The sequence below is a fragment of the Marinobacter sp. F4206 genome (genome assembly GCF_019392195.1).
Classification (GTDB): Bacteria; Pseudomonadota; Gammaproteobacteria; order Pseudomonadales; family Oleiphilaceae; genus Marinobacter.
On sequence record NZ_JAHXKI010000002.1, the window covers coordinates 1,651,348 to 1,676,049 of the forward strand.

Genomic DNA, 24,702 nt, shown 5'->3' on the forward strand with positions numbered 1-24,702 from the left:
ATAGATAGTAAGTGATTACTGACACGCTTCGCAGTCAGGGTCGTCGATGCTGCACACCTGCGGTTGCGGCTCTCTCGATGGCACAGCGACCGGCGCGGTTTTCTCGGCCCCGGTGGCACCCAGTGACCTCAGGTAGTAGGTGGTCTTAAGGCCACGCTCCCAGGCCAGCTGATACAACGCATCCAGCTTCTTGCCACTGGGTTCGGCCATGTACAGGTTCAGGCTCTGGGCCTGGTCCAGCCATTTCTGGCGGCGGGCGGCGGCTTCCACCAGCCAGCGGGCGTCGATCTCGAAGGCGGTGGCGTAACGGGCCTTGAGCTCGGCCGGAATGCGGTCGATCTGCTGCACCGAGCCGTCGAAGTATTTGAGGTCGTTCACCATCACGTTGTCCCAAAGGCCCTCGGCCTTCAGGTCCTGAACCAGGGAGGGGTTCACCACCGTGAACTCGCCGGACAGGTTCGATTTCACGAACAGGTTCTGGTACGCCGGCTCGATGGACTGGGACACGCCCACGATGTTGGAGATGGTGGCGGTGGGCGCGATGGCCATGACGTTGCTGTTGCGCATGCCGTGTTGGGCGATCAGCTCGCGCACCGGGGCCCAATCCAGCCGGGCGGAGGTGTTCACGGTCAGATCCCCTTCCCGGCGCGCCTGTTTCAGCCGGCTGATGGAATCGATGGGCAGGATGCCTTGCTGCCACAGGGAGCCCTCGTAGCTGTCGTAAGCGCCCCGGTCCGCCGCCAGCGTGGCGGAGGCGCGAATGGCAAAGTAGCTGAGTTGTTCCATGGCCACGTCGGCAAACTCCACCGCTTCCGGGCTGGTGTACGGCAGGCCCAGCTGGTAGAGCGCGTCCTGAAAGCCCATCAATCCCAGGCCCACCGGGCGGTGCTTGAGGTTGGAATTGCGGGCCTGGGGCACCGCGTAGTAGTTGATGTCGATGACGTTATCGAGCATGCGCACGGCGGTGGTCACGGTGCGCTCCAGACGCTGCACATCCAGCTCGCCGTTGGCGATGTGCGCCGCCAGGTTCACCGAGCCCAGGTTGCACACGGCAATCTCGTCCGCGTTGGTGTTCAGGGTGATCTCGGTACACAGGTTGGAGCTGTGCACCACACCCTGGTGCTGCTGGGGCGAGCGCAGGTTGCAGGGGTCCTTGAAGGTGATCCACGGGTGGCCGGTCTCGAACAGCACAGTCAGCATCTTGCGCCAGAGCTGCTTGGCCGGAAGTTTCTTGAACAGCTTGATCTTGCCCTGCTCCGCCAGCGCCTCGTAATGCTCGTAACGCTCGCGGAAGGCGTTGCCGTATAGGTCGTGCAGGTCCGGCACGTCGCTGGGGGAGAACAGGGTCCAGTCCCGGTCTTCGCGCATGCGTTCGATCAGCAGGTCCGGCACCCAGTTGGCGGTGTTCATGTCGTGGGTGCGGCGGCGTTCGTCACCGGTGTTCTTGCGCAGCTCCAGGAATTCCTCGATGTCCAGGTGCCAGCTTTCCAGGTAGGCGCACACCGCGCCCTTGCGCTTGCCGCCCTGGTTCACCGCCACGGCGGTGTCGTTGACCACTTTCAGGAACGGCACCACGCCCTGGCTCTGGCCGTTGGTGCCCTTGATGTGGGCGCCCAGCGAGCGCACCGGCGTCCAGTCGTTGCCCAGGCCACCGGCCCATTTCGACAGCATGGCGTTATCCCGGATGGCGCCGTAGATGGCTTCCAGGTCGTCGCCCACGGTGGTCAGGTAGCAGGACGACAGCTGGGAATGGCGGGTACCGCTGTTGAACAGCGTGGGTGTGCTGGCCATGTAGTCGAACGAGGACAACAGGTCATAGAACTCGATGGCGCGGGCGTTCGGGTCGTCTTCCCGCAGCGCCAGGCCCATGGCCACGCGCATGAAGAACACCTGCGGCAGTTCCAGGCGGGCGCCGTCCCAGTGGATGAAATAGCGGTCGTAAAGGGTTTGCAGGCCGAGGAAGCCGAACTGCCGGTCCCGCTCCGGTTTCAGGGCGTCGCCCAGGCGCTCGAGATCAAACGCCGCGAGCGCTTCGTCCAACAGCTCGTACCGAATGCCGGCGGCGATAAAGGCGCTCAGGGCCTGTGGATAGATGTCCGCCAGCGACTGCTCTGTGGATAAATTCAGGGCCAAGGCATTCTCCAGCCGAAGCTGTTCCAGCAACAGCCGGGCGGTGACGGCGCTGTAGTCCGGCTCCTGTTCGATGCGCCCGCGGGCCGTCATCACCAGCGCCGACAGCACGTCTTCCTCGGCAATGCCGTCGTACAGGTTGGTCAGGGCGTCTTCCACCAGGGAGTCGCCGTCGATGCCGTCCAGGCCGGTAGCCGCCTGCTCCACCTGCCGTTTCATCCGGCCCAGGTCCAGCGGGGCGATCTCGCCACCGGCTTTTTTCACGGTCAGGTGCGGGTGGGCTTCCACCGGGTGATCGTGGGCACGCTGCCGGGCGTGGTCTTCCCGGTAGAGCACGTAGGCGCGGGCCACTTTCTGTTCCTCGGCCCGCATCAGCGCCAGCTCCACCTGGTCCTGGATGTCTTCGATGTGAACCTTGCCGCCGGCTTTCAGGCGCCGACCGATGGCCTGGATCACCTGCTCGGTCACCCGGTGCACGGCATCGTTGATGCGGGCCGAGCCGGCGGCCTTGTCACCCTCAACAGCCAGGAAGGCTTTGGTGACAGCAACGCTGATCTTCGACGGATCGAAGCCTACAAGGGTGCCATTACGCTTGATGACCTGCAGGGATTCGGTTTCAGTTGGGGCGGACGGCTGGGGTGCAGCCAGGGCAGAGCTGGACATGTCTGTACTCCTGAATACGCGTTGGATTCCTTTCACCTTCGCGTACGCAGGGGCGCACCTTGCCCGGGGGACGGGCAGGCACTACCGATCTGCTCACCTTAAGACGCGAAGGTGCAGTTGTATCCCTGGCAGGTCTTCGGACTCAGGAGCGTGAATCGTTCGATTCGGCCTCGCGTGGCGACTTCCCGGCTTGCGCCAGTGTCGTTATGCCACGCTCGTTCTCCAATACCGCTGCGCGTCAGTTCCGGATTCTCACCGGATTCCCGATACCGAGATGCTCAAAAAACAACATCTGGTAGTTAACCAAGGATGAAAACACTATATACACGATATTCAGGCGGAACAAGGCGGGGCAACAAAAAAGGCCCCCGAAGGGGCCAAACACGTGACAGACTCTGTACTGAACGTCAGTGGCTGATCATCCAGGGCCGCATGGAGGGGAACATCTTCTTCCCGTCGGCGGTGTAGAACAGCATCGACTTACCCGGCTTCGGCGAGCCACAGCCGCAACTGCGGCTGTGTTCCTGGTCGTGGGCCCGGCGGTCAGCGGTGGAAAACACCGGCTCATGCCGGGATTTTTCGTTCCGGTCCTGGGCCGCCCGGTTGGCCGGGTCCATGGCCGCGATGTGCGGTGGCAACACGATCACCCGGGGCGACAGCGCCTTGCAGGTGGGGCATTCCGCCGGTTTGGCGGCGTCGGCCATGGTGGCCAAGGTGTTGAACAGGCCGTGCTCGCGGCACTTGTAGTCGTACACGGGCATGGCGCTTACTCCTTATCTTTCGACAGGGGGACGTCCATGCCACCGCTGACTTTCTTCTGGGGACCATCGGCGGACGGGTTGATGTCGAAGTCGAAGATGCCGGTGGGCAGCCAGAGCGTGGCGCAGGCGTTCGGGATGTCCACCACGCCGCTGATGTGGCCTTCCACCGGCGCGCAGCCGAGGATCGCGTACGCCTGGGCCTTGGTGTAGCCGAACTTGGTCATGTATTCGATGGCGTTCAGGCAGGCCTGGCGGTAGGCCACGTGCACGTCGAGGTAGTGCTGGCCGCCGTCCTCGTCCACCGAGATGCCTTCGAAGATCACGTAGTCGTCGTAGCGGGGCTTGATCGGGCTGGGCTTGAACACCGGGTTCTTGATGCCGTATTTCTTCACGCCGTCCTTGATCAGGTTCACCCGCAGGTGAATCCAGCCGGCCATTTCGATGGCACCACAGAAGGTGATCTCGCCGTCGCCCTGGCTGAAGTGCAAGTCGCCCACGGAGAGGCCGGCGCCGTCCACGTAGACCGGGAAGTACACCTTGGAGCCGCGGGACAAATCCTTGATGTCGCAGTTACCACCGTGCTCTCGCGGCGGCACGGTCCGGGCCGCTTCGGCGCCGGCGGCCTTGGCGGCTTCACCGCGCATCTGGCCCATGTGGGCGGTCTCGCCGTTGGGCAGGGTGGCCAGCTCCGGCACCCGCTCGGGGTCGGTCGCCACCAGGCCGGCTTCCCGGGTGTTCCAGGTTTCCAGCAGCTCCTTGGAGGGCAGGCAGCCGATCAGGCCCGGGTGAATCAGGCCGGCGAATTCCACGTTCGGAATGTGGCGGGATTTGGTGAACATGCCGTTGAAGTCCCAGATGCTTTTCTGGGCTTCCGGGAAGTGTTCGGTCAGGAAGCCACCGCCGTTCTGCTTGGAGAAGAAGCCGTTGAAGCCCCACTGGCTCTCTTCGAAGGTGCCGATGTCGAGGATATCCACCTCCAGCAGGTCGCCCGGCTCCGCGCCTTCGACACCAATCGGACCCGAGAGAAAGTGCACCTGGCTGAGATCGACATCGCGCACGTCGTCGGCGCTGTCGTCGTTCTTGATCTGGCCGCCGGTCCAGTCGTAGCACTCGACGATGAAGTCATCGCCGGGCTTGACGGTGGCGACCAGGGGAATGTCCGGGTGCCAGCGGTTGTGGATTTTGTCGTTCTCGTAGGCCGACTTGTTCAGATCGATCTTGATAATGGTTTCAGCCATAGCGGAGGCTCCTTGGTCTTATTGGCGTACACGTTTAGGTAACACCTTCACTATCCGAAATCCCGCTCCGGGGGTGTATTCGCGAAATGCCCCCGGTGCCTACGTCATTCGACGTATTGGTGAACCGTGACGGCCCTGCCCTCCAGCGAAGCCTCGAACCGGTGGCACTGCGGATAATCCAGCAACGCCCGGGCCAGCGCCGGCTCCAGACGCTGGCGAAACACTCGCAGCAACTCCCGGGCGCCATAGCGGGCGTCGTAGCCGCGGCAGAGTTCGGTGCGCAGTTCCGGCGACAGGCTCAGCTCCGCATGCTTTTTAGACAGGCGGCGATTGAGGCCCGCCAGCTCGATGTCGAGCAGGGCCTCCAGCCAGTTCTCAGTCAGAGGATTGAAGGTGAGGATCTGGTCAATGCGGTTGAGAAATTCGGGGTCAAAGTGGCGACGCAGGGCGGCATCGCGAATACCCTCGCCGTTGCCGGGCGATAACCCGAGCCAGCGCCGCCAGCCGCGCTGATAACGGTATTGGTGGGCTTCGGCGTCCAGGGCGCCGGCATTGCTGGTCATGAAAATCAGCGTGTTGCGAAAGTCGATCTCGCGGTTGCCGGAGGGAAACACCAGCCGGCCGGTATCCAGCACGTTGAGCAAGGTGCGGACCACCTCCTTGCTGGCCTTCTCAATTTCATCGAACAGGACAATACCGGGTTTGCTGAACGAGCCCTGCACCTTGTCCAGATTGAACAGGCTGTGGCCTTCCTTGCTGCCCACGTAACCGGGCGGCGCACCGGTGAGCGCGGCGGCGTAGTGCTCCTGGGCCAGGGTGTTCATGTCGATTCGGCACAGACTGTCGCGGCTGCCGTGAATGGCTTCGGCGATCAGGCGCACGGTTTCGGTCTTGCCGACGCCGGTGGGCCCCAGGAACAGGTGCACCGCCAGCGGTCGGTTGTCCTCGCCGATGTCGGCCTTGACCCTTACCAGCATCGCTTCCATGGCAGCGAGGGCGTCGTCCTGGCCGACGATGTTGTCCCGCAGGCGGGCCATCACGGCCTCGGGCTCGAAGCGAAACCGGGAAACACGAACCGGGCCTGAAGCAGCCCGGTTCTGTTCAATGGACTCCCGGTTGGCTTCCAGCCGTTCGTTGATAAACGGCATCAGTGCCTCCCGGGCCTATGCCCCTGCGGATTTTTCCTTGCCGTCGAACGGCAGCTCGCCCACCGGGCACTCGGCGGTACCCACGGTCTTGCGGGTCATGGCCTCCACGTTCTCCTGCGCCTTCTGGGCGTCCATCACCCAGGTGCGATAGAACTCGAACGGGCAATCGGCCACGCCCTTGTCACCGTCACCGGAGGCGTGCACGCCGGTGTAGCCCCGGTGCAACAGCTTGAACAGGTGGTTCTGGGACTGGTCGTTTGCGCGGGCGTCGCGGATCTGGCTAACGGAGAGCTGGGCGTACTGCACGCCCATGTCCTCCTCGCCACACTCACCCAGGGTGCGGCCATCAAAGCCAATCAGCGCCGAGTGGCCGAAATAGGAATACACGCCGTCGAAGCCGGAGGCGTTGGCCACCGCCACGTAGCAGTTATTGGCCCAGGCCATGCTCTTGGCCATCATGATCTGCTGTTCCTTGGCCGGGTACATGTAGCCCTGGCAACGCACGATCAGCTCCGCCCCCTTCATGGCGCAGTCCCGCCAGATTTCCGGGTAGTTGCCGTCGTCGCAGATGATCAGGCTGATCTTCATGCCCTTGGGGCCCTCGGTGACGTAGGTGGTGTCGCCGGGGTACCAGCCTTCGATAGGGCACCAGGGAATGCACTTGCGGTACTTCTGGACGATCTCGCCCTCGTTGTTGATCAGAACCAGGGTGTTGTAGGGCGCCTTTTTCGGGTGCTCCTCATGGCGTTCGCCGGTCAGCGAGAACACCCCCCAGGTGTTGGCCTCGCGGCAGGCGGCCGAAAAGATGGCGGTTTCGTCGCCGGGGATGGTGGCGGCGGTTTCCATCATTTCGTCGTTGTCGTACATGATGCCCATGGTGCTGTATTCCGGGAACACCACCAGGTCCATGCCCGGCAGGCCCACCTTCATGCCCTTGATCATGTCCGCGATCTGGCGGGCGTTGGCCAGCACATCATCTTTGGTGTGCAGCCGGGGCATCTTGTAGTTCACCACCGCCACACCGACGGTGTCGTTGCTGCTGGAAATATCACCGTGTCTCATTGCTCTGCTCCTCGTTACACCGCCAGATAACTGGCAATCTTGTCCTGATCCGCCTCAGCCCGGCTCTCTTCGTGCACGATGGCGCCCTTCTCGATCACCAGGATCCGGTCGGCCGCATCCATCACAAAGCTCAGTACCTGCTCCGACACCACAATCGACAGGCCCCGCTCATCGCGAATGCGCCGCAGGGTCTGGGCGATGTCCTTGATGATGTTGGGCTGGATGCCTTCGGTGGGTTCGTCGAGCAGCAGCACCTTGGGCCGGGTGGCCAGAGCGCGGGCAATGGCCAGCTGTTGCTGCTGGCCGCCGGACAGGTTGCCGCCCCGGCGGTTCTGCATTTCCTTGAGCACCGGGAACAGCTCGTACAGGTCCTCCGGCACGGTCTTCTCGCCCACCGCCGCCAGTCCGGTTTCAATGTTTTCCCGCACTGTCAGCGTGGGAAAGATCATCCGCCCCTGGGGCACGAAACCGATGCCGGCGCGGACGCGCTGGAAACTCTTAAGACCGGAAAGGTCGGTGCCGTCCAGGCTGACCTCGCCGCCCCGGGTGGGCGTCATCCCCACCAGGGATTTCATCAGCGTGGTCTTGCCCATGCCGTTACGACCCACCACGGCCACGATCTCGTTCTTTGCCACATCGAGGTTCAGGTCGTCGATGATGGTGCTCTGGCCATAGGCCACCGAATGATGTTTTACGTTCAGCATGATCAGTGCCCCAGGTAGACTTCGATGACTTTCGGGTCCGATTTCACGTGCTCGATGGACCCTTCTGAGAGAACCTTGCCCTGATGCATGACGGTGACCCGGTCCGCGATATCGCCGACAAACTGCATGTCATGCTCGATCACCAGCACCGTGTGGTCCTTGGTGATCACCCTGAGCAGTTCCGCGGTTTTCTTGCGTTCGGTGACGGACATGCCGGCCACCGGCTCATCCAGCATCAGCAGGTCCGGCTTCTGGATCAGCAGCATGCCGATCTCCAGCCACTGTTTCTGGCCGTGGCTGAGGGACGCCGCCGGTTCGTTCAGGGCATCGGTGAGGAAGATGGTCGCTGCCACTTCCTCCACCGCCTCGATTACCTCCGAATCGCGCTTGAACGCCAGGGCCCCGCCGACGCTGTGGCCCTTGGGAAACGACAGTTCCAGGTTCTCGAACACGGTCAGGTCCTCGAACACCGAGGGAGTCTGGAACTTCCGGCCCACCCCGGAATGGACGATCTGGTGTTCCTTGAGCCTGGTGAGTTCCTTGCCGGCGAACTTGATGGACCCGGCCGTGGCCTTGGTCTTGCCGCAGATCAGGTCCAGCACCGTGGTCTTGCCGGCGCCGTTGGGGCCGATGATGACCCGGATCTCCTTGGGATCGAGGTAGAACGAGAGGTCATCCACGGCCTTGAAGCCGTCGAAGGATACGGTGAGTCCTTCCACCGCCAGCAGGAAATCACTGCTCTTGGATTTGGCTGCGTTCATCAGGATTTCTCCGGGCTGTAGTGTTCAATCATCGGGTCGTAGTCGCGCGCTTCGGTCGCGGCCACCGCCGGCTTGCGAACCTCGGGCGTGGCCTCGGGTTCCGGGGCCGGCTCGGGACTGGCCTTGGGCTTGCGCTTGAACAGTCGCTCTTCCAGCGGCATGACGTAGCTCTGGTAGAGCCCGGCCAGACCGTTCGGGAAGGCCAGCACCACGCCGATGAACAGGGCGCCCATGGCGAAGGGCCAGAGTTCCGGGAAGGATTCGGAGAAGCCACTCTTGGCGGCGTTCACCAGCAACGCACCGTAGACCGCGCCTAGGATCGACAACCGGCCGCCGAGGGCGCAGAAGATCACCATCTCGATGGAGGCGACGATGCCGATGAACGACGGCGACATGAAGCCGACAATCAGGGTGAACAGGGCGCCGCCGATGCCGGCAAAGGCCGCCGCCAGGCAGAACACGAAGATCTTGAAGGCGGCCACGTCATAGCCGGAGAAGCGCACCCGGTTTTCCTGGGCGTTCATGGCCACCAGGATGCGGCCGAGCTTGCGGTTCTGAACGAACCGGGCCACGAACAGGCACAGGAACAGCATGCCCACGCAGACGAAGTAGAGCGTGGTTTTCGCCGCATCGCTGCGGATATCCCAGCCCATCAAGGTCTGCAGGTCGGTAATGCCGTTCACGCCCCCGGTGTAGCCCTGCTGTCCGATGATCAGGATGGTCAGGATCGCCGCGATGGCCTGGGTGATGATGGCGAAGTACACGCCCCCCACCCGCCGGGTGAACATGGCCAGGCCGATGATGAAGGCCAGCAGCATGGGCACACCGATCACCGCCAGCAGCGTGAAGGAGAAGCTATGGAACGGTTCCCAGAACCACGGCAGCTCGGTGAGCTGGTTCCAGTCCATGAAGTCCGGAATGCCCGGGGTGGACTGGATGGCGGTGGCCTCCGGCGTGGAGGCCTCCAGCTTCAGGAACATCGCCATGCAGTAGCCGCCAAGGCCAAAGAACACGCCCTGGCCCAGGCTGAGGATGCCGGCCTTGCCCCAGCACATCACCAGGCCAATGGCCACGAAGGCGTAGGTCAGGTACTTGCCCACCATGTTCAGGCGGAAGGGGTCCAGCACCAGCGGCAGAATCACCACCAGCAGCGCGGCCAGCGCGAGGTAATACAGGCCCTCGCGGGAGGTAAACCATTTCATTGGGGATGAACTCTTCATGACAATCTCCTAGCGACGGACCTTGAGGGCCATGAGTCCTTCCGGACGCAGCATCAGGATGCCGACCACGACCAGCAGGGTGAGTACCTTGGCCATGGAACCACTGAGGAAGAACTCCATGGTGGACTGGGCCTGGGATATCCCGAAGGCGGACACAATGGTGCCGATCAGACTCTGGGCACCGCCAAAGACCACCACCAGGAAGGTGTCGACGATGTAGGCCTGGCCGGATGACGGACCGGTGGAGCCGATCATGGTGAATGCCGCCCCGGCGATACCGGCGATGCCACAGCCGAGGGCAAAGGTGGCGCGGTCGATGCCGGCACTGTTGATGCCCACCGCTTCCGCCATGGGGCGGTTCTGGACCACGGCCCGGACTTTCTTGCCATAGCCGGAGCGGTACATCAGCAGGTAGACGCCAACGGCGATGGAGAGCGCAATGATCATCACGAACAGGCCGTTGATCGGCAGCTCCACCAGGTCAGTCACCTGGAAGGCGCCCATCATCCACTCGGGCAGTTCCACGCCTACTTCCCGGGCACCGAAGATGGAGCGATAGGCCTGCTGCATGATCAGGCTCAGGCCCCAGGTGGCCAGAAGCGTATCAAGCGGTCGGTGGTAGAGATGCCGTATCATGAGCCACTCGACGAGTGCTCCCAGGGCGGCACAGATCAGGAAGGCCAGGACCATGGCGACAAAGAAATACCCGCCGAACAGGCCCGGCAGGTAACTCTGGAAAAAAGCCGAGGTCAGGTAGGTGGTGTAGGCGCCGAGGATCATGAACTCCCCGTGGGCCATGTTGATGACCCCCATCTGACCGAAGATGATGGCCAGGCCCATTGCCATCAGTACGAACACTGAAAACAGGGAGAGCCCGGCAAACCCCTGCATGGCAAATATCGACATCAATTCACTGCTGGTGTAGCCATCGAACATGACCCTTTCTCCCCTTCAAACCAACATGCTTTGCGTTGTGGAGGCAATGGCGGCCGGCGCACGAAGGCGCCGGCAAACCGTGCTTACTGGTAACCCTCCGGGAACGGGTCCGGCTCCATCAGCTCTTCGGTCTCGTAGACCACTTCGTACTGGCCATCGATCTGGGCCTTGCCGATGCGGGTCTTGGACCACAGGTGATGGTTCTCGTGGATGCGTACGTAGCCTTCCGGTGCCTTCTTGAACTCGATGCCGGCAAACACTTCGCGGATCTTGTCGATGTCGAAGGAACCAGCCTTTTCTACCGCGGCCTTCCACAGCCATGGGCCAAGGTAGGCGGCCTGGGTGACGTCGCCGATGACCATGTCATCGCCGTAGGTTTCCTTGAAGGCCTTAACGAACTCCTGGTTGTTGGGGTTGTCGAGGCTCTGGAAGTACTTCATCGAGGCGTAGATGCCTTCCACGTTCTCACCGCCGATGCCGCGGATTTCGTCCTCGGTCACGGAGATGGTCAGCAGCAGGGGCTTTTCCTCGGTGAAATCCACACCGGCGGCTTTCATCTGCTTGTAGAAGGCGACGTTAGAGCCACCAACCACTGACGCGAAGATCACGTCCGGCTTCTTCAGCTTGATCTTGTTGATGACCGAGTTGAACTGGGTGTGGCCCAGCGGGTAGTACTCTTCACCCACGACCTTGAGGCCCAGCTTGTCGATGTGCTTGCGGGCAATCTTGTTGGAGGTACGCGGCCAGATGTAGTCGGAGCCGAGCAGGTAGAAGCTCTTGGCGCCCTTCTCTTTCACCGCCCAGTCGATACCCGCCAGAATCTGCTGGGTGGCTTCCTGGCCGGTGTAGATCACGTTCGGGGACTGCTCGAGACCCTCGTAAAAGGTGGGGTAGTAGAGCATGCCGTTGTACTGCTCAATGACCGGCAGGATGGCCTTCCGGGACGCGGAGGTCCAGGCGCCGAAAATGGCGGCGACATCGTCCTGGCGCAGCAGCTTGCGGGATTTCTCGGCGAACGTCGGCCAGTCACTGGCGCCGTCTTCCTGAACGTACTTGATCTCGCGGCCAAGCACACCGCCGGAGGCGTTGATCTGCTCGATGGCCAGTTTTTCCGCCTGCACCGAGCCGATCTCACTGATCGCCATGGTGCCGGTGATGGAGTGCAGGATGCCGACGGTAACGCTGTCGTCCGTGACCGCCAGTCCTGTGGTGTTGACCTCGGCGGTTGCCGGTGCTGCCGCTTGCGCGGAAGTGGCCAGCATGACCGACGCCGCCAGTGTCATCAGGCTCTTTCGAAACCCGAGCCCCTTGCCTATCGACCGCCCACCGGCGGTTATCTCTGTCGTACCCATGGTGATTCCTCGCAGTGTTTGAAAGCCGGTACCGCGCTTCCTTGCGAAAGCACAGCGCCCACGACAGACATTCTGCTCAGCCCCCTCTCGGGTGCCCATTCGGCAATCACCCCAGCGCACTACGTCATTTGACGCATTCCGGTGCCCGGTGGGACAGGCTAAAACGCAGGTACACGAATTAGATGTCACCGCATCTCACCGCGCACCGGACGATGGCACGGAACTTGTTGAGGCTTTCAGGTCCGGTGCGCGGAACCCCAAAACCGCACCATAACCGGGCACTTAACCAGGTTACACAGGCAAGGCAGCGATGGCCGCACGACAGAACATTTTCCGGGTTCGGCGCAGTTACAATCAGTGGGTCGCCAACCAGACACTCGAAGACTATGCCCTGAGGTTTACCGCCAAGAGCGCCCGGCGCTGGTCCGCCGCCCGGGTCAGCAACACCGCGCTGGGCGCGATTTCGTTCCTGGCCATGGAAGCCATTGGCGGCTCCATCACCCTGCACTACGGGTTCGATAACGCCGTGGCGGCCATTCTGGTGGTCAGTCTGGTGATCTTCCTGACCGCCATCCCGATCAGTTACTACGCCGCCCGCTACGGCGTGGACATTGACCTGCTGACCCGGGGCGCCGGCTTCGGCTACATTGGCTCCACCATCACTTCGCTGATCTACGCCTCGTTTACCTTCATCTTCTTCGCCATCGAGGCGGCGATCATGGCCATGGCCCTGGAGATGCTGTTCGACATCCCGCTGGTGCTCGGTTATCTGATCTGCGCGGTGGCGATCATCCCGCTGGTGACCCACGGCATCACCACCATCAGCCGGTTCCAGGTCTGGACCCAGCCGGTGTGGATCCTGCTGCAACTGACGCCGTTCGTGTTCATCATCTACGCCGACGCCTCCTCCATCAGCGACTGGACAAAATTCGAGGGACTCGGGCCAGCCGCCGGACAGGGCCTGAATGTGGTAATGTTCGGCGCCGCCGCCGCGGTGGTGTTCTCGCTGATCGCCCAAATTGGCGAGCAGGTGGATTTTCTGCGCTTCATTCCGGAGCCTCGGGATCGGGAGGAAAAACGCCGGTGGTGGGTGGCGGTGATGTCTGGCGGGCCGGGCTGGATCGTGATCGGCATGCTGAAGATCCTGGCCGGCTCCTTCCTGGCGGTGCTGGCCCTGAATCAGGGCATCTCCGCCACCGAGGCCGCCGACCCGACCCAGATGTACGTGGTGGCGTTCAATTACATCACCCAGTCGCCGGAGATCTCCCTGGCCATGGCCGGGATCTTCGTGATCCTGTGCCAGCTCAAGATCAACGTCACCAACGCCTACGCCGGCTCCATTGCCTGGTCGAACTTCTTCTCGCGGCTGACCCACAGCCACCCGGGCCGGGTGGTCTGGCTGTTTTTCAACGTCGCCATTGCCCTGCTGGTGATGGAGCTGGGGGTGTACCGGGCGCTGGAGGAAACCCTCGGCTTCTACGGCATCATCGCCATTGCCTGGGTTGGGGCGCTGGTGGCGGACCTGGTGATCAACAAGCCGCTGGGGCTGAGCCCGAAGCACATCGAGTTCAAGCGCGCGCACCTGTACGACATCAACCCCGTGGGCGTCGGTGCCATGATCACCGCCTCGGTGGTGGGCATCACCTGCCATACCGGCATCCTCGGCGACTACGCCGAGGCTCTGTCCCACTTCATCGCCATGGCCGTGGCGCTGGTGACCGCGCCGTTGATTGCCTGGAAGACCCGCGGCCGGTTTTACACCGCCCGCCCGTTCACGCCCATCGCCACGGACCATCAACTGGTGCAATGCACCATCTGTGAGCACAAGTTCGAGCCGGAAGACGTCACCAGTTGCCCGGCCTACGACGGCACCATCTGTTCCCTGTGCTGTTCGCTGGATGCCCGCTGCGGCGACGTCTGCAAACCCGGCGCCGGGTACCAGGAACAATTGCAGCAGTTTCTTGGCAAGCTGGTGCCCGGCGCAATCCTGAGCCGCCTGCACTCCCGCATTGGCCACTTCCTGACGTTACTGGTGCTGATCAATGGCCTGTCCGGCCTGCTGCTGTCCCTGATCTACTTCAAGACACCAGTGGCCTCGGCGCCCGAGGCGCTGCTGCTGTCGGTCACCCTCTGGAAAGTGTTCTTCATTCTGGTGATTGTCACCGGGGTCATCTGCTGGCTGTTCGTACTCGCCCACGAGAGCCGGGTGGTGGCGGAAGAGGAATCCGGTCGGCAGACGCGACTGCTGATGGAGGAGATCGTCGCCCACGAGCGTACCGACCAGGCCCTGCAGCAGGCCAAGGAACAAGCAGAAGCAGCAAATGGTGCAAAAAGCCGCTATTTGACCGGCATCAGCCACGAACTCCGCTCACCGTTGAATGCCATTCTGGGTTACGCCCAGTTACTGGAGAATGACGACTCGGTACCGCCCCACCGGCAGGAGGCTCTGGGGGTGATCCGCCGCAGTGGCGAGTACCTGGCCGACCTGATTGAGGGCCTGCTCGACATCTCCAAGATCGAGGCCGGACGACTGGACCTGCACCGGGACCAGGTCCGTATCGAATTACTGATGGAACAGCTGGTCACCATGTTCCAGCTGCAGGCGGAGGAAAAGGGCCTGGCGTTCGATTACCACTGCCCCTTCCCGCTGCCAGAAATGGTGACCACCGATGAAAAACGCCTGCGCCAGATCCTGATCAACCTGCTCTCGAATGCCATCAAATACACCGACAAGGGCGGGGTGTCCCTGACCCTGCGCTACCGGAGTCAGGTGGCCGAGTTCACCGTCCGGGACACCGGCGAGGGCATCGCCCGGGAGAACATCGAGCGGATCTTCCGGCCGTTCGAGCGCATCCGCACGCCGGGTCAGAGCCGCACCGGTACCGGCCTGGGCCTGACCATCACCCGACTGCTGACGGAGATCATGGGTGGCGACATCGCTGTCCACAGCGAGCCCGGCCAGGGCAGCACCTTCAAGGTCAGCCTGATGCTGTCCAGCCTGCACAGCGCCGGGCCACGGTCGATTTCCGCCCCGGCCCGACGGATCTACGGCTATCACGGCAGCCGCCGCAAGGTTCTGCTGGTGGACGACGACATCTCTCATCGCCAGGTAATTCGCGCCATGCTGTCGCCCCTGGGCTTTGAAATTGTCGATATCGGCAATGCCCTCAAGGTTCAGGAAACCATTGATACCGAGCGCCCGGATCTGGTCTTGCTGGACGTGTCCATGCCCGGCCGTACCGGCTGGGAGGTGTTGCAGCTGCTGCGTGCGGCGAAGCACGCCATGCCGGTAGTGATGGTGTCCGCCGACGCCAACGAGGGCCATCACGCCGCCGATTCACCGCGCCTGCACGATGGCTACATCATCAAGCCGGTGCGCCTGAACCTGCTGCTGGACACCATCGCCCGGGTGCTCAGCCTGGAATGGCGGTTCGAGAAAAGCGCCGAGCCGCTGGCCGCCATCCCAGTATCGGACAGCGGTGACCTGCCCCTGCCCGCTATGGCACACCGGCAGGACCTGGCGGACCTGGCCCGCATCGGGCACCGAAAGGGCCTGCTCGAGGCACTGCATGGGCTCAAGCACCGGGGCGAGGCGGAGGAACCCTTTACCGACGAGCTGACCCAGCTCACCAACGATTTTCAGTTTGAAAAAATCCTGGAATTACTCGAGGTACCCGAACATGAAGCTTCATGAGGACCGGAAAACCGTCGTGATGGTCGTGGATGACGCGGTCGACTCCATTCGCATGATCAACGATGCCCTCGAGGAAGCGGGCATGACCGTCCTGGTCGCGCTGGAAGGTAACCAGGCGCTCACCATCAGCCAGAACATCACCCCGGATGTGGTGCTGATGGATGCGCTCATGCCGCACATGGACGGTTTTGAAACCTGCCGGCGGCTGAAGGAGAACCCGGCGTTCACCGACATTCCGATCATCTTCATGACCGGCCTGAGTGACACCGAACACGTGGTCATGGGCCTGAACGCCGGCGGTGTGGATTACGTCACCAAACCCATCAACACCACCGAGTTGCTGGCGCGCATGGACGTACACCTCGCCAACGCCCGCATGACCCGCAGCGCCCGCAGCGCCCTCGATACCGCGGGCCAGAACCTGTTTGCGGTGGACCGCGAGGGCAATCTGCTGTGGGGGACACCACAGGTCTGCCGGTGTCTGCCCGACAGCAGCCACCCGGAGTTTCCGGATGTTCGGGCCAAGCTGGAGGAGTGGCTCAGCCACAACCTGGAGCCGGGACACGTGATGCCGTTGCGGGCGCTGGACACCCCCCGCTCGGTGGAATACCTGGCGCTGGTGGACGGCCGGGAATACCTGCTCCGGCTGAAAACCCCGCAGAACCAGAACAGCGCGGCCGCCGCCCTGCGAGAGCGGTTCCAGCTGACGTTGCGGGAATCGGACGTGCTACTGTGGATCGCCAACGGCAAGACCAACCGGGAAATCGGACAGATCCTGGACATGAGCCCGCGCACGGTCAACAAGCATCTGGAGCAGGTGTTCCGGAAACTGGGCGTGGAGAACCGGACCGCCGCAGCCGCCAGCGCCATCCGCCTGCTGGCCACGCAGTAGGCGGGTTCGGGCACTTTTCAGGACGTCGGCTGTCAGCCCGGTAATCCCTCACGATTCCTGGCAAGGAGATGATTTTGCGTCTGACGGCACTGAAGTCACTGATCCCCGCACTGGCCCTCGCCAGCAGCCCCTGGCTGATGCCCACCGCGCAGGCGCAGGGCCCTGAGCTGCCCGCCTTTTCGGCTATTGACACACTGGGGGAAGGCTCCGGCTGGGAGCCCCTGGAATTTCCCAAGATTGACCAACACTCCCGCTACGAGCTGGTAACCGACGAGGGCCGCCAGGTGGTTCGGGCCGAGACCGAGGGCGGCGCCTCCGGGATGATTGCCCGGCTGGACCTGCAACCCTCGGACTCGCTGATTTTGCGCTGGCAGTGGAAGGTATCGAATGTGTTCGAGCGGGGCGATGCCCGGGAAAAGTCCGGCGACGACTATCCGGCGCGGATCTACGTGGCGTTCAAATTCCAGCCGGAGAACGCCGGGTTCTTCGAGCGCGCCAAGCGCAAGACCGTCGAGGTGCTGTTCGGCGAAAGCCTGCCAGGCAACGCCCTCAACTACATCTGGGCCAACACCCTGCCCGAGGGCGAGATGATTCCCAACCCCTATACCGACAAGACCATGATGGTATCGGTCAATTCCGGCAACGAGCGCGTGGGCGAATGGGTGACCGTGGAGCGGGATATCGTCGCCGACTACCGTCAGGCGTTCGGGGAGGCGCCTCCGCCGGTGGTCGGCATTGCCATCATGTCGGACTCGGACAACACCGGCGAAGCCGCCACGGCCTGGTATGGCGACATCAGCCTGTCGACCGAGTGAGCCCGGCGGGCGAGGCTAGCGGTATTCCTCGGGAAAGCCGGGAATGACAAACCCCGGGGTTATGGTCCGCACCGGTGGCACGTCCCCGGCGGCTGCCAGTCTCAGATAGGCATCATCAAACTCTTCCCGAAGTACGGCGGCGCGCGGACTGGCCAGCGAGAACAGCCACGCGATGTTGCGGGTGCGCACCTCGGACTCGACAACCTCACTGTCTGAGGGATAGGTCAGAACCTGGTTGACCGGCTGTCGGTAATCGAGCAAGTAATCCCCGCGATTGCGCTTGAGCATGTCGATGGCGGAACGATGATTGGGCGCCTCGGTGATCCGGATGTCATCGGAACGATTCAGCCAATTGATCAGGCCGGCGTAGGTGTAGCCGCCTATCACGATCACGGTCTTGCCTTTGAGCTGACTGAAATTTTCCAGCGGCGCCATGCCCTCCCGGTACCAGGCGCTCAGCTGGATCGCCAGAGGGCTGACCCAGCTTTCCAGGATCTCACCCTCAAGACTCGGGATATCCGTCAATCCTGGCCACAGATCGATCTGGCCATTGCTCAAATACAGATACACCCGGCTCACCGGCAGATAGATAAATTCCGGCACGTAGCCCGCTTCCTCAACGACCTTTCGGGTAATGTCGATCATCTCCCCGTCCGGCTGCCCGGCATGGTTGCGATAGGTCATCGGTGGGAATTCCACGTAGGCAATACGCAGGGTTTTCGGCGTCGTTGCCTGGGCCATCGCAGGCGATGGCCCCAAAAAGACAAGCAACAAAAGCCACAGGGTAAGGACAGTGGGACGACAGGTACGGCAGCTGTTCATGGATTCCGGTTCTTGTAATCGCTTTTGGCAGAGCTTATCAGACCGGGAAATTTGTGCACGGACAACCGCCGCAAAAAAACAACGGGCCCTCAGATGTGGTTGATCACCATATACAGACCAACCCCGCCCATGACCAGGGTATAGGGGAAAGCCATGATCACCATGCGCCCGTAGGACAGTCGGACCAGGGGCGCGATGGCCGAGGTCAGCAGGAACAGGAACGCGGCCTGGCCGTTGGGTGTGGCCACACTCGGCAGGTTAGTGCCAGTGTTGATCGCCACGGCCAGGGCCTGGAAATGCTCATGGCTGATGCTGCCGGCATCCAGGGCCTGCTTGACTTCGCTGATGTACACCGTGGCCACGAACACGTTGTCACTGATCATCGAGAGCACGCCGTTGGCGATGAAGAACATGCCCGGTTGCTGGCCTTCAGGCAGGGACAACACGTAATCGATGATGGGCTTGAACAGGTGCTGCTCGTGGATCACCGCGACCACGGCGAAAAACACCACCAGCAGGGACGTGAACGGCAGGGATTCCTGGAATGCCTTGCCGATCTGGTGCTCGTCGGTGATGCCGGTGAACGAGGTGATCAGGATAATAACCAGCAGGCCGATCAGGCCCACTTCAGCCAGGTGGAACGCCAGGCCAACCACGAGAATACCCGCAGCAATCGCCTGGACCCAGAGCGCAGCCTGGTCCGCCTTGGTGCGTTTGGCCCGCTCATTCTCGGCAAACTCTTCCAGAACCTGCCGGACCGGTTTGGGCAGGCGCCCGCCATAACCGAACCAGCGCAGCTTCTCCAGCGCCCAGCAGGTCACCAGGCCGGCCGCGAGAACCGGCAGGCTGACCGGCGCCATCTGCAGGAAGAAACCGGCAAAATCCCAGCCCACCACCTTGGCGATCAACAGGTTCTGGGGCTCACCCACCATGGTGGCCACCCCGCCGAGGGCGGTGCCGATGGCACCGTGCATCAACAGGCTGCGCAGAAAGGCCCGGAAATTCTCCAGGTCTTCCCGATGCAGTTCGACCACCTCTTCGTCACTGCCGGCGTTGTGGTCCTTGTGGTGATAACCCTTGCCGGAAGCCACCTTGTGGTACACCGAGTAGAAACCGACGGCGACGCTGATGATCACCGCGGTCACGGTCAGGGCATCAAGAAACGCGGAAAGGATGGCGGCCGCGCTGCAGAACAACAGCGACAGGGCGGATTTTGAGCGCACCCCCACCAGGATCTGGGTGAAGGTCACCAGCAGCAGTTCCTTCATGAAATAGATGCCCGCCACCATGAACATCAGCAGCAGAATCACCGGGAAGTTGGTGAGCACTTCCAGATACACCGCATCCGGCGTGGTCAGGCCGATCAGCAGCGCTTCCACCGCCAGCAGGCCACCCGGCAAAAGCGGATAACACTTCAGCGCCATGGCCAGGGTGAAAATGAATTCGCCGATCAGCAGCCACCCGGCCGTCCCCGGCCCCAACAGATACATCACAATCGGATTGGCGATCAGGAACAACAGGATGACCTGCTTGTACCAGACCGGAGCCTTGCCAAGAAAATTATGGGTGAAGCCGGAAATAACGGTAGTGGGCATTGCGGGTTTCTTCTGGGTTAGCGTGCTGAAAACAGAATCCGGATGCGGAGCCTTATGTTCCCTGATAGTTCTTTACCGGGTAATCGGACCAAGGTATCGAATCGATGCACTGTTGGTAGTGGATGCAGCGTCGCATTGTACCCCAAAAACCGGTTACGCGGTGATAGGGCCCTGCCGCTCTAGCAATATCTTGCTGTATATCACTGGGACCTCCGCGGAAATCATTCCAGTTATATCTCATCCGGTGGTGGACGCACCATACCTCTCATTGGCTACTCCTACAAAATTTAAAGCAATATGTTGACATATAATTTCGGGCGGGCGTATGTTTAAGGCAGCCGCGGCGGTCTGCGCTGCCCGGCATCAACAACAACAAAACTCAAGATGACAGGTGGATCACATGGAAACTGGCCTTACGCCCCAACCGGAACGCCGCTCCGCCATGATTCAAAACGGAGCCTGGAACGACAAGCTCATTACCGATTACCTGGACCAGGCAGTCGCCCGAACCCCTGACCGTGAGGCGATCGTCGGCTATCAGGTGACCGGAGACACCCGCACCGCTCTCACGTACCGTGAACTGGACGACACCGTCACCCGCATGGCCGCGGGTCTGGCCGGGCTGGGTATTGGCAAGGGTGATGTGGTGGCCTGCCAGCTGCCCAACTGGTGGCAAACCACGGCCCTGCACCTGGCTTGCATGCGCATTGGCGCCATCCTCAACCCGCTGATGCCGATCTTCCGCGAGCGGGAACTGCGGTTCATGCTCAAGCACGGGGAGGCCCGGCTGCTGGTGATTCCGAAGGTGTTCCGCAACTTCGACTACGAAGCCATGGTCGATGGCATTCGCCCCGAACTGCCCGATCTGGAAACCCTGCTGGTGATCGGTGGCGACGGGGATCGCAGCTTCGAACAGCGCCTGATCAACATCGCCTGGGAAGAAGAGCAAGACACCGAAGCGCTGTTCCGGGAGCGCCAGCTGGGCGCCGACGATGTCATCCAGATTCTCTACACGTCCGGCACCACGGGTGAACCCAAGGGGGTGATGCACACCTCCAATACCCTGTTTTCCAATGTTCGCCCATACGCGGACCGACTGCACCTGGGTTCGGACGACAAGGTCCTGATGGCCTCGCCTCTGGCGCACCAGACCGGTTTTATGTACGGCATCATGATGCCCGTCTATCTGGGCACCACCGCCATTCTCCAGGATATCTGGGACGCCGAGTATGTGTGCAAGGTCATTGCCGCCGAGCAGCCGGCCTTCACCATGGCCGCCACGCCCTTCCTCGCCGACCTGGTGAAAGCCGCTCCCAGCCATGAGGGCGAACTGGACTCCCTGCGTATCTTCGTCTCGGCCGGCGCGCCGATTCCCAGCGCCGTGGTGGAACAGGCCGGCAAGGTACTGAAGGCAACGATTGTCTCCGCCTGGGGCATGACCGAGAACGGCGCGGTCACCATGACCTGTCCGGAAGATCCCGCCGAACGGGCCAGCCAGTCTGATGGCAAGGCTGTGCCCGGGATGGAGGTGAAGATCACTGACTTCCAGGGCAACGACCTGCCCGCGGGCGAGGAAGGCAACCTGCTGGTCCGGGGCGCGAGCCTGTTTGTCGGCTATCTCAAGCGTCCGGAACTCTACGGCGTCGATGAGGACGGCTGGTTCAGCACCGGCGACCTCGCGCGCATGGATAAGGACGGTTACATCCGCATCACCGGCCGCACCAAGGATGTGGTCATCCGCGGCGGCGAGAACATTCCCGTGGTAGAAGTGGAAAACCTGCTCTACAAATTTCCCGGTCTGGTCGATGTGGCTCTGGTGGGCTGCCCGGACGACCGGCTCGGGGAGCGGGTGTGCGCCTACGTGACGCTCGAAGACAACGCCACCGACGTCACCCTGGACGAGGTCAACGGTTACCTGCTCGACCAGAAACTGTCCCGGAACTACCTGCCCGAGTACCTCGAAGTGATCGAGGCCATGCCTCGCACCGCGTCCGGAAAGATCCAGAAATTCAAACTGCGTGAACAGGCCAGGACGGTTCACCTGGACCCGGCCAAACGCAGCTAACCCGTTTATCCACAGACACAGGAGCAAGCGATCATGAGAGGCCTCAACGGAAAAACAGTCATCGTGACCGGTGGTGGTGGCGGCATCGGCCGCGCCGTATGCCAGCGCTTTGCCGAAGAAGGCAGCCTGGTGGCTGTCCTGGACCGGGACGAAAGTGCGGCCCAGGCCACCGTCGACCGGATCACCGAATCCGGCGGCACCGCCCGGGCCTACGCGGCGGACATCACCAATTATGCCGCCATCACCGAGACCGTGGTGGCGATCGAGAACGACCTGGGCGTGCCCACTGTGCTGGTCAATAACGCCGGTTTCGACCGCTTTCTGCCCTTCCTCAAGACGGAACCGAAACTCTGGGACCAACTGATTGCGGTGAACCTCACCGGTGCCCTGAACATGCACCACGTGGTGCTGCCCGGGATGGTGGCCGCAGGCGGTGGCAAGGTTGTCAATGTGGCCTCGGACGCGGCCCGCGTCGGCTCTTCGGGCGAGTCGGTCTACGCGGCCTGCAAGGCCGGCCTGGTGGGCTTCAGCAAGACCGTGGCGCGGGAACTGGCCACCAAGAACATATGCCTGAACGTGGTCTGCCCCGGCCCCACCGATACCGCCCTGCTCAAGGGCGTCGCCGAGAGTGCCCCGAATCCGGAAAAACTGCTGGAAGCCTTCCGCAATGCGGTGCCCATGAAACGCCTGGCCCAGCCGGAAGACTACCCCGGGGTGATCGCCCTGCTTGCCAGCGATGACGCCAACTTTATTACCGGCCAGGTCATCAGTGTGTCCGGCGGCCTGACCATGGCCGGCTGAACGGCCCTTTTCACAAATACGGAGAACCGACCATGACCTACGAAGACATCCTGTACGACGAAACCGACGGCGTCGCGACCATCACCATCAACCGTCCGGACCGCTACAACGCCTTCCGCGGGCAGACCTGCATGGAACTGATCGACGCCTTCAATCGCGCCGGCTGGAACAAGGACATCGGGGTGATCGTCTTTACCGGCGCCGGCGAGAAAGCCTTCTGTACCGGCGGCGATCAGGGCGCTCACGAAGGCCAGTACGATGGCCGTGGACTGATCGGCCTGCCGGTGGAAGAGCTGCAACGCCTGATACGGGAAGTACCCAAGCCGGTCATCGCCCGCGTTAACGGCTTCGCCATCGGTGGCGGCCATGTCCTACACGTGATCTGTGACCTGAGTATCGCCGCCGAAACCGCCATCTTCGGCCAGGTCGGTCCCAAGGTCGGCTCGGTGGATCCGGGATTCGGCACCGCCTACCTGGCGCGGGTGGTGGGTGAGAAACGGGCGCGGGAGATCTGGTACCTGTGCCGCAAGTACTCCGCCCAGCAGGCGCTGGAGTGGGGACTAGTGAATGCCGTGGTACCGCCGGAGCAGCTGGACGCGGAAGTGCGCCAGTGGTGCGACGAAATCCTCGAAAAGAGCCCGACCGCCCTGAGCATCGCCAAGCGCTCCTTTAATGCCGACAGCGACAACATCGCCGGCATTGGCGCCCTCGGCATGCAGGCCCTGAGCCTGTATTACGACACCGAGGAATCGAAGGAAGGGGTGAGTGCCTTCAAGGAAAAGCGTAAGCCCGAGTTCCGCAAGTACTACAAGTGATGGCCCGATAGCCCGGAGAACACCATGAATTTCGCCTTCAACGAAGAACAAACCGCGATCCGTGACCTTGTCGCCCGTTTCAGTTCCGACACGCTGGCGCCGGGCTATCGCAAGCGGGACCAGGCCGGCGTCATCGAACGGGACGTCATCCGACAACTCGGCGAGATGGGCCTGCTCGGGGGCGAATTGCCCGAGAAATTTGGGGGCAGCGGCATGGACTGCGTCACCAGCGGCCTGATTATTGAGGAGATTGCCAAAGGGGATTTCAACGTGGGCTACATTCCCCTGCTGGCCTCCCTGAACGGCCAGATCATCGCCAGCCACGCCGCCCCGGACCTGGCGAAAGCGTGGCTACACGGCATGACTTCCGGCCAGAAGGTAGCCTGCATCGCCCTGACCGAGCCCCAAGGGGGGTCCGACGCCGCCAACCTGCGCCTGAAGGCGGAGAAGAAGGGCGACGTCTATGTGCTCAATGGCGAAAAGACCTCGATCTCCATGGCCGATCAGGCCGATGTGGCGGTGGTGTTTGCCCGCACCGGCACGGTGGAGCAACGGGCCTCCGGCATCAGCGCCTTCCTGGTGCCCATGGACAGCCCGGGCATCACCACCACCCGCTTCGAGGACAATGGGCAGCGCGCCATCGGCCGTGGCTCCATTTTCTTTGATAACGTGGAAGTGCCCGCCAGCCACCGGATGGGCGATGAGGGCAAGGGCTTCAAGCAGGTGATGCAGGGCTTCGACTACAGCCGGGCGCTGATCGGCCTGCAGTGCCTGGCCGTGGCCCAGCAGTCTCTGGATGAAACCTGGCAGTGGCTGACTGAACGCTCCGCCTTCGGCCAGAACCTGTCCGCATTCCAGGGCCTGACCCACCCGCTGGCGGAATACCAGACCTACGTTCATGCCGCGCGTCTGCAGTGCTACCATGCGCTCTGGCTCAAGGACAATAACCTGCCCCACAACGCTGAGGCGGCGATGAACAAGTGGTGGGGGCCGAAACTGGCCTTCGATGTGGTCAAACAGTGCCTGCTGGCCCACGGCCACACCGGCTGGGGCGAGGACCTGCCCTTCGCCCAGCGACTCCGGGACGTGCTGGGGCTGCAAATAGGTGACGGCACCGCGCAGATAATGAAAAATATCATTGTTCGCGAATACCTACCCCAGTGATGCGCCCCCTCTCCGCCGCGATTCGGGGCGCCGATGAAAGCCTTCCCTGGCCAGCCGGCCGGGA

General features: G+C 62.3%; 19 protein-coding genes and 1 riboswitch. Of the genes, 7 read left to right on the plus strand and 12 right to left on the minus strand.

All coding sequences use genetic code 11. The annotated features are described in order from the left end of the window. Window positions 1-15: 15 nt before the first annotated feature. The 10 genes from KZO34_RS09985 to urtA form a co-directional block, all read right to left on the minus strand. Entirely contained in the window at window positions 16-2,793 is a 2,778-nt protein-coding gene (locus tag KZO34_RS09985) for a ribonucleoside-diphosphate reductase subunit alpha (protein WP_219476134.1), read from the minus strand. Between the two features lie 110 nt (window positions 2,794-2,903). Beyond that, window positions 2,904-3,116, minus strand: a riboswitch (cobalamin riboswitch). 84 nt (window positions 3,117-3,200) lie between these two features. After that, window positions 3,201-3,554, minus strand: a complete 354-nt coding sequence (locus KZO34_RS09990) for a zinc ribbon domain-containing protein (RefSeq protein ID WP_219476136.1) — start codon at window positions 3,552-3,554, stop codon at window positions 3,201-3,203. Window positions 3,555-3,559: 5 nt separating this feature from the next. Next, complete coding sequence (gene fmdA / locus KZO34_RS09995; RefSeq protein WP_219476138.1) at window positions 3,560-4,792, minus strand: formamidase; 1,233 nt, start codon at window positions 4,790-4,792, stop codon at window positions 3,560-3,562. Window positions 4,793-4,896: 104 nt separating this feature from the next. Further along, window positions 4,897-5,940 carry an AAA family ATPase gene (locus KZO34_RS10000; protein ID WP_219476140.1) on the minus strand — a complete coding sequence of 348 codons (1,044 nt, stop codon included), beginning with the start codon at window positions 5,938-5,940 and terminating at the stop codon, window positions 4,897-4,899. 15 nt (window positions 5,941-5,955) lie between these two features. Beyond that, complete coding sequence (locus tag KZO34_RS10005; RefSeq protein WP_219476143.1) at window positions 5,956-7,002, minus strand: aliphatic amidase; 1,047 nt, start codon at window positions 7,000-7,002, stop codon at window positions 5,956-5,958. 14 nt (window positions 7,003-7,016) lie between these two features. Continuing rightward, window positions 7,017-7,706 (minus strand): urea ABC transporter ATP-binding subunit UrtE, encoded by a 690-nt coding sequence (gene urtE / locus KZO34_RS10010; protein ID WP_219476145.1) that lies wholly within the window; start codon window positions 7,704-7,706, stop codon window positions 7,017-7,019. Between the two features lie 2 nt (window positions 7,707-7,708). Next, on the minus strand, window positions 7,709-8,467 hold the full coding sequence (urtD, locus tag KZO34_RS10015) for an urea ABC transporter ATP-binding protein UrtD (RefSeq protein ID WP_219476147.1): 759 nt from the start codon (window positions 8,465-8,467) through the stop codon (window positions 7,709-7,711). After that, entirely contained in the window at window positions 8,467-9,687 is a 1,221-nt protein-coding gene (gene urtC / locus KZO34_RS10020) for an urea ABC transporter permease subunit UrtC (protein ID WP_219476148.1), read from the minus strand. The genes urtD and urtC overlap by 1 nt, the downstream gene beginning before the upstream one ends. Before the next feature lie 9 nt (window positions 9,688-9,696). Continuing rightward, window positions 9,697-10,623, minus strand: a complete 927-nt coding sequence (gene urtB / locus KZO34_RS10025) for an urea ABC transporter permease subunit UrtB (RefSeq protein WP_219476150.1) — start codon at window positions 10,621-10,623, stop codon at window positions 9,697-9,699. A gap of 83 nt (window positions 10,624-10,706) precedes the next feature. Further along, on the minus strand, window positions 10,707-11,885 hold the full coding sequence (gene urtA / locus KZO34_RS10030; RefSeq protein WP_257900377.1) for an urea ABC transporter substrate-binding protein: 1,179 nt from the start codon (window positions 11,883-11,885) through the stop codon (window positions 10,707-10,709). 400 nt (window positions 11,886-12,285) lie between these two features. Between urtA and KZO34_RS10035 the strand changes: the two genes are divergently transcribed. From KZO34_RS10035 to KZO34_RS10045, 3 genes are all read left to right on the plus strand, one after another. Then, the gene (locus KZO34_RS10035) at window positions 12,286-15,669 is read left to right on the plus strand and encodes a hybrid sensor histidine kinase/response regulator (protein WP_219476152.1); all 3,384 of its coding nucleotides are present in this window, start codon (window positions 12,286-12,288) and stop codon (window positions 15,667-15,669) included. Then, window positions 15,656-16,561 carry a response regulator transcription factor gene (locus KZO34_RS10040; RefSeq protein WP_219476153.1) on the plus strand — a complete coding sequence of 302 codons (906 nt, stop codon included), beginning with the start codon at window positions 15,656-15,658 and terminating at the stop codon, window positions 16,559-16,561. Before KZO34_RS10035 ends, KZO34_RS10040 begins: the two co-directional genes overlap by 14 nt. A 74-nt stretch (window positions 16,562-16,635) precedes the next feature. Continuing rightward, on the plus strand, window positions 16,636-17,376 hold the full coding sequence (locus KZO34_RS10045) for a DUF3047 domain-containing protein (RefSeq protein ID WP_374706520.1): 741 nt from the start codon (window positions 16,636-16,638) through the stop codon (window positions 17,374-17,376). Window positions 17,377-17,391: 15 nt separating this feature from the next. On the opposite strand, the gene KZO34_RS10050 is transcribed toward KZO34_RS10045, so the two are convergent. Both KZO34_RS10050 and nhaB read right to left on the minus strand, forming a co-directional pair. After that, on the minus strand, window positions 17,392-18,117 hold the full coding sequence (locus KZO34_RS10050; protein ID WP_257900246.1) for a substrate-binding periplasmic protein: 726 nt from the start codon (window positions 18,115-18,117) through the stop codon (window positions 17,392-17,394). Between the two features lie 170 nt (window positions 18,118-18,287). Then, window positions 18,288-19,793, minus strand: a complete 1,506-nt coding sequence (gene nhaB / locus KZO34_RS10055; RefSeq protein WP_219476156.1) for a sodium/proton antiporter NhaB — start codon at window positions 19,791-19,793, stop codon at window positions 18,288-18,290. 400 nt (window positions 19,794-20,193) lie between these two features. Here nhaB and KZO34_RS10060 point away from each other — a divergent pair, with 400 nt between their 5' ends. Genes KZO34_RS10060 through aliB form a run of 4 tightly spaced genes read left to right on the plus strand, consistent with a single transcriptional unit; the run spans window position 20,194 to window position 24,638 of the window. Next, window positions 20,194-21,858, plus strand: coding sequence for an AMP-binding protein (locus KZO34_RS10060; RefSeq protein ID WP_219476157.1), 1,665 nt, complete (start codon window positions 20,194-20,196; stop codon window positions 21,856-21,858). Window positions 21,859-21,891: 33 nt separating this feature from the next. After that, window positions 21,892-22,659, plus strand: a complete 768-nt coding sequence (locus tag KZO34_RS10065; protein WP_219476159.1) for an SDR family NAD(P)-dependent oxidoreductase — start codon at window positions 21,892-21,894, stop codon at window positions 22,657-22,659. A gap of 32 nt (window positions 22,660-22,691) precedes the next feature. Beyond that, window positions 22,692-23,474: an enoyl-CoA hydratase-related protein gene (locus KZO34_RS10070; RefSeq protein ID WP_219476161.1), complete on the plus strand. Its 783-nt coding sequence runs from the start codon at window positions 22,692-22,694 to the stop codon at window positions 23,472-23,474. Between the two features lie 24 nt (window positions 23,475-23,498). Beyond that, window positions 23,499-24,638, plus strand: a complete 1,140-nt coding sequence (gene aliB / locus KZO34_RS10075) for a cyclohexanecarboxyl-CoA dehydrogenase (RefSeq protein WP_219476163.1) — start codon at window positions 23,499-23,501, stop codon at window positions 24,636-24,638. The last annotated feature ends 64 nt before the right edge of the window (window positions 24,639-24,702 follow it).

Coding starts and splice junctions, on each gene's coding strand:
- KZO34_RS09985 (WP_219476134.1), bottom strand. CDS start 2,793: ATGTCCAGCTCTGCCCTGGCTGCACCCCAGCCGTCCGCCCCAACTGAA.
- KZO34_RS09990 (WP_219476136.1), bottom strand. CDS start 3,554: ATGCCCGTGTACGACTACAAGTGCCGCGAGCACGGCCTGTTCAACACC.
- fmdA (WP_219476138.1), bottom strand. CDS start 4,792: ATGGCTGAAACCATTATCAAGATCGATCTGAACAAGTCGGCCTACGAG.
- KZO34_RS10000 (WP_219476140.1), bottom strand. CDS start 5,940: ATGCCGTTTATCAACGAACGGCTGGAAGCCAACCGGGAGTCCATTGAA.
- KZO34_RS10005 (WP_219476143.1), bottom strand. CDS start 7,002: ATGAGACACGGTGATATTTCCAGCAGCAACGACACCGTCGGTGTGGCG.
- urtE (WP_219476145.1), bottom strand. CDS start 7,706: ATGCTGAACGTAAAACATCATTCGGTGGCCTATGGCCAGAGCACCATC.
- urtD (WP_219476147.1), bottom strand. CDS start 8,467: ATGAACGCAGCCAAATCCAAGAGCAGTGATTTCCTGCTGGCGGTGGAA.
- urtC (WP_219476148.1), bottom strand. CDS start 9,687: ATGAAGAGTTCATCCCCAATGAAATGGTTTACCTCCCGCGAGGGCCTG.
- urtB (WP_219476150.1), bottom strand. CDS start 10,623: ATGTTCGATGGCTACACCAGCAGTGAATTGATGTCGATATTTGCCATG.
- urtA (WP_257900377.1), bottom strand. CDS start 11,885: ATGCTGGCCACTTCCGCGCAAGCGGCAGCACCGGCAACCGCCGAGGTC.
- KZO34_RS10035 (WP_219476152.1), top strand. CDS start 12,286: ATGGCCGCACGACAGAACATTTTCCGGGTTCGGCGCAGTTACAATCAG.
- KZO34_RS10040 (WP_219476153.1), top strand. CDS start 15,656: ATGAAGCTTCATGAGGACCGGAAAACCGTCGTGATGGTCGTGGATGAC.
- KZO34_RS10050 (WP_257900246.1), bottom strand. CDS start 18,117: ATGGCCCAGGCAACGACGCCGAAAACCCTGCGTATTGCCTACGTGGAA.
- nhaB (WP_219476156.1), bottom strand. CDS start 19,793: ATGCCCACTACCGTTATTTCCGGCTTCACCCATAATTTTCTTGGCAAG.
- KZO34_RS10060 (WP_219476157.1), top strand. CDS start 20,194: ATGGAAACTGGCCTTACGCCCCAACCGGAACGCCGCTCCGCCATGATT.
- KZO34_RS10065 (WP_219476159.1), top strand. CDS start 21,892: ATGAGAGGCCTCAACGGAAAAACAGTCATCGTGACCGGTGGTGGTGGC.
- KZO34_RS10070 (WP_219476161.1), top strand. CDS start 22,692: ATGACCTACGAAGACATCCTGTACGACGAAACCGACGGCGTCGCGACC.
- aliB (WP_219476163.1), top strand. CDS start 23,499: ATGAATTTCGCCTTCAACGAAGAACAAACCGCGATCCGTGACCTTGTC.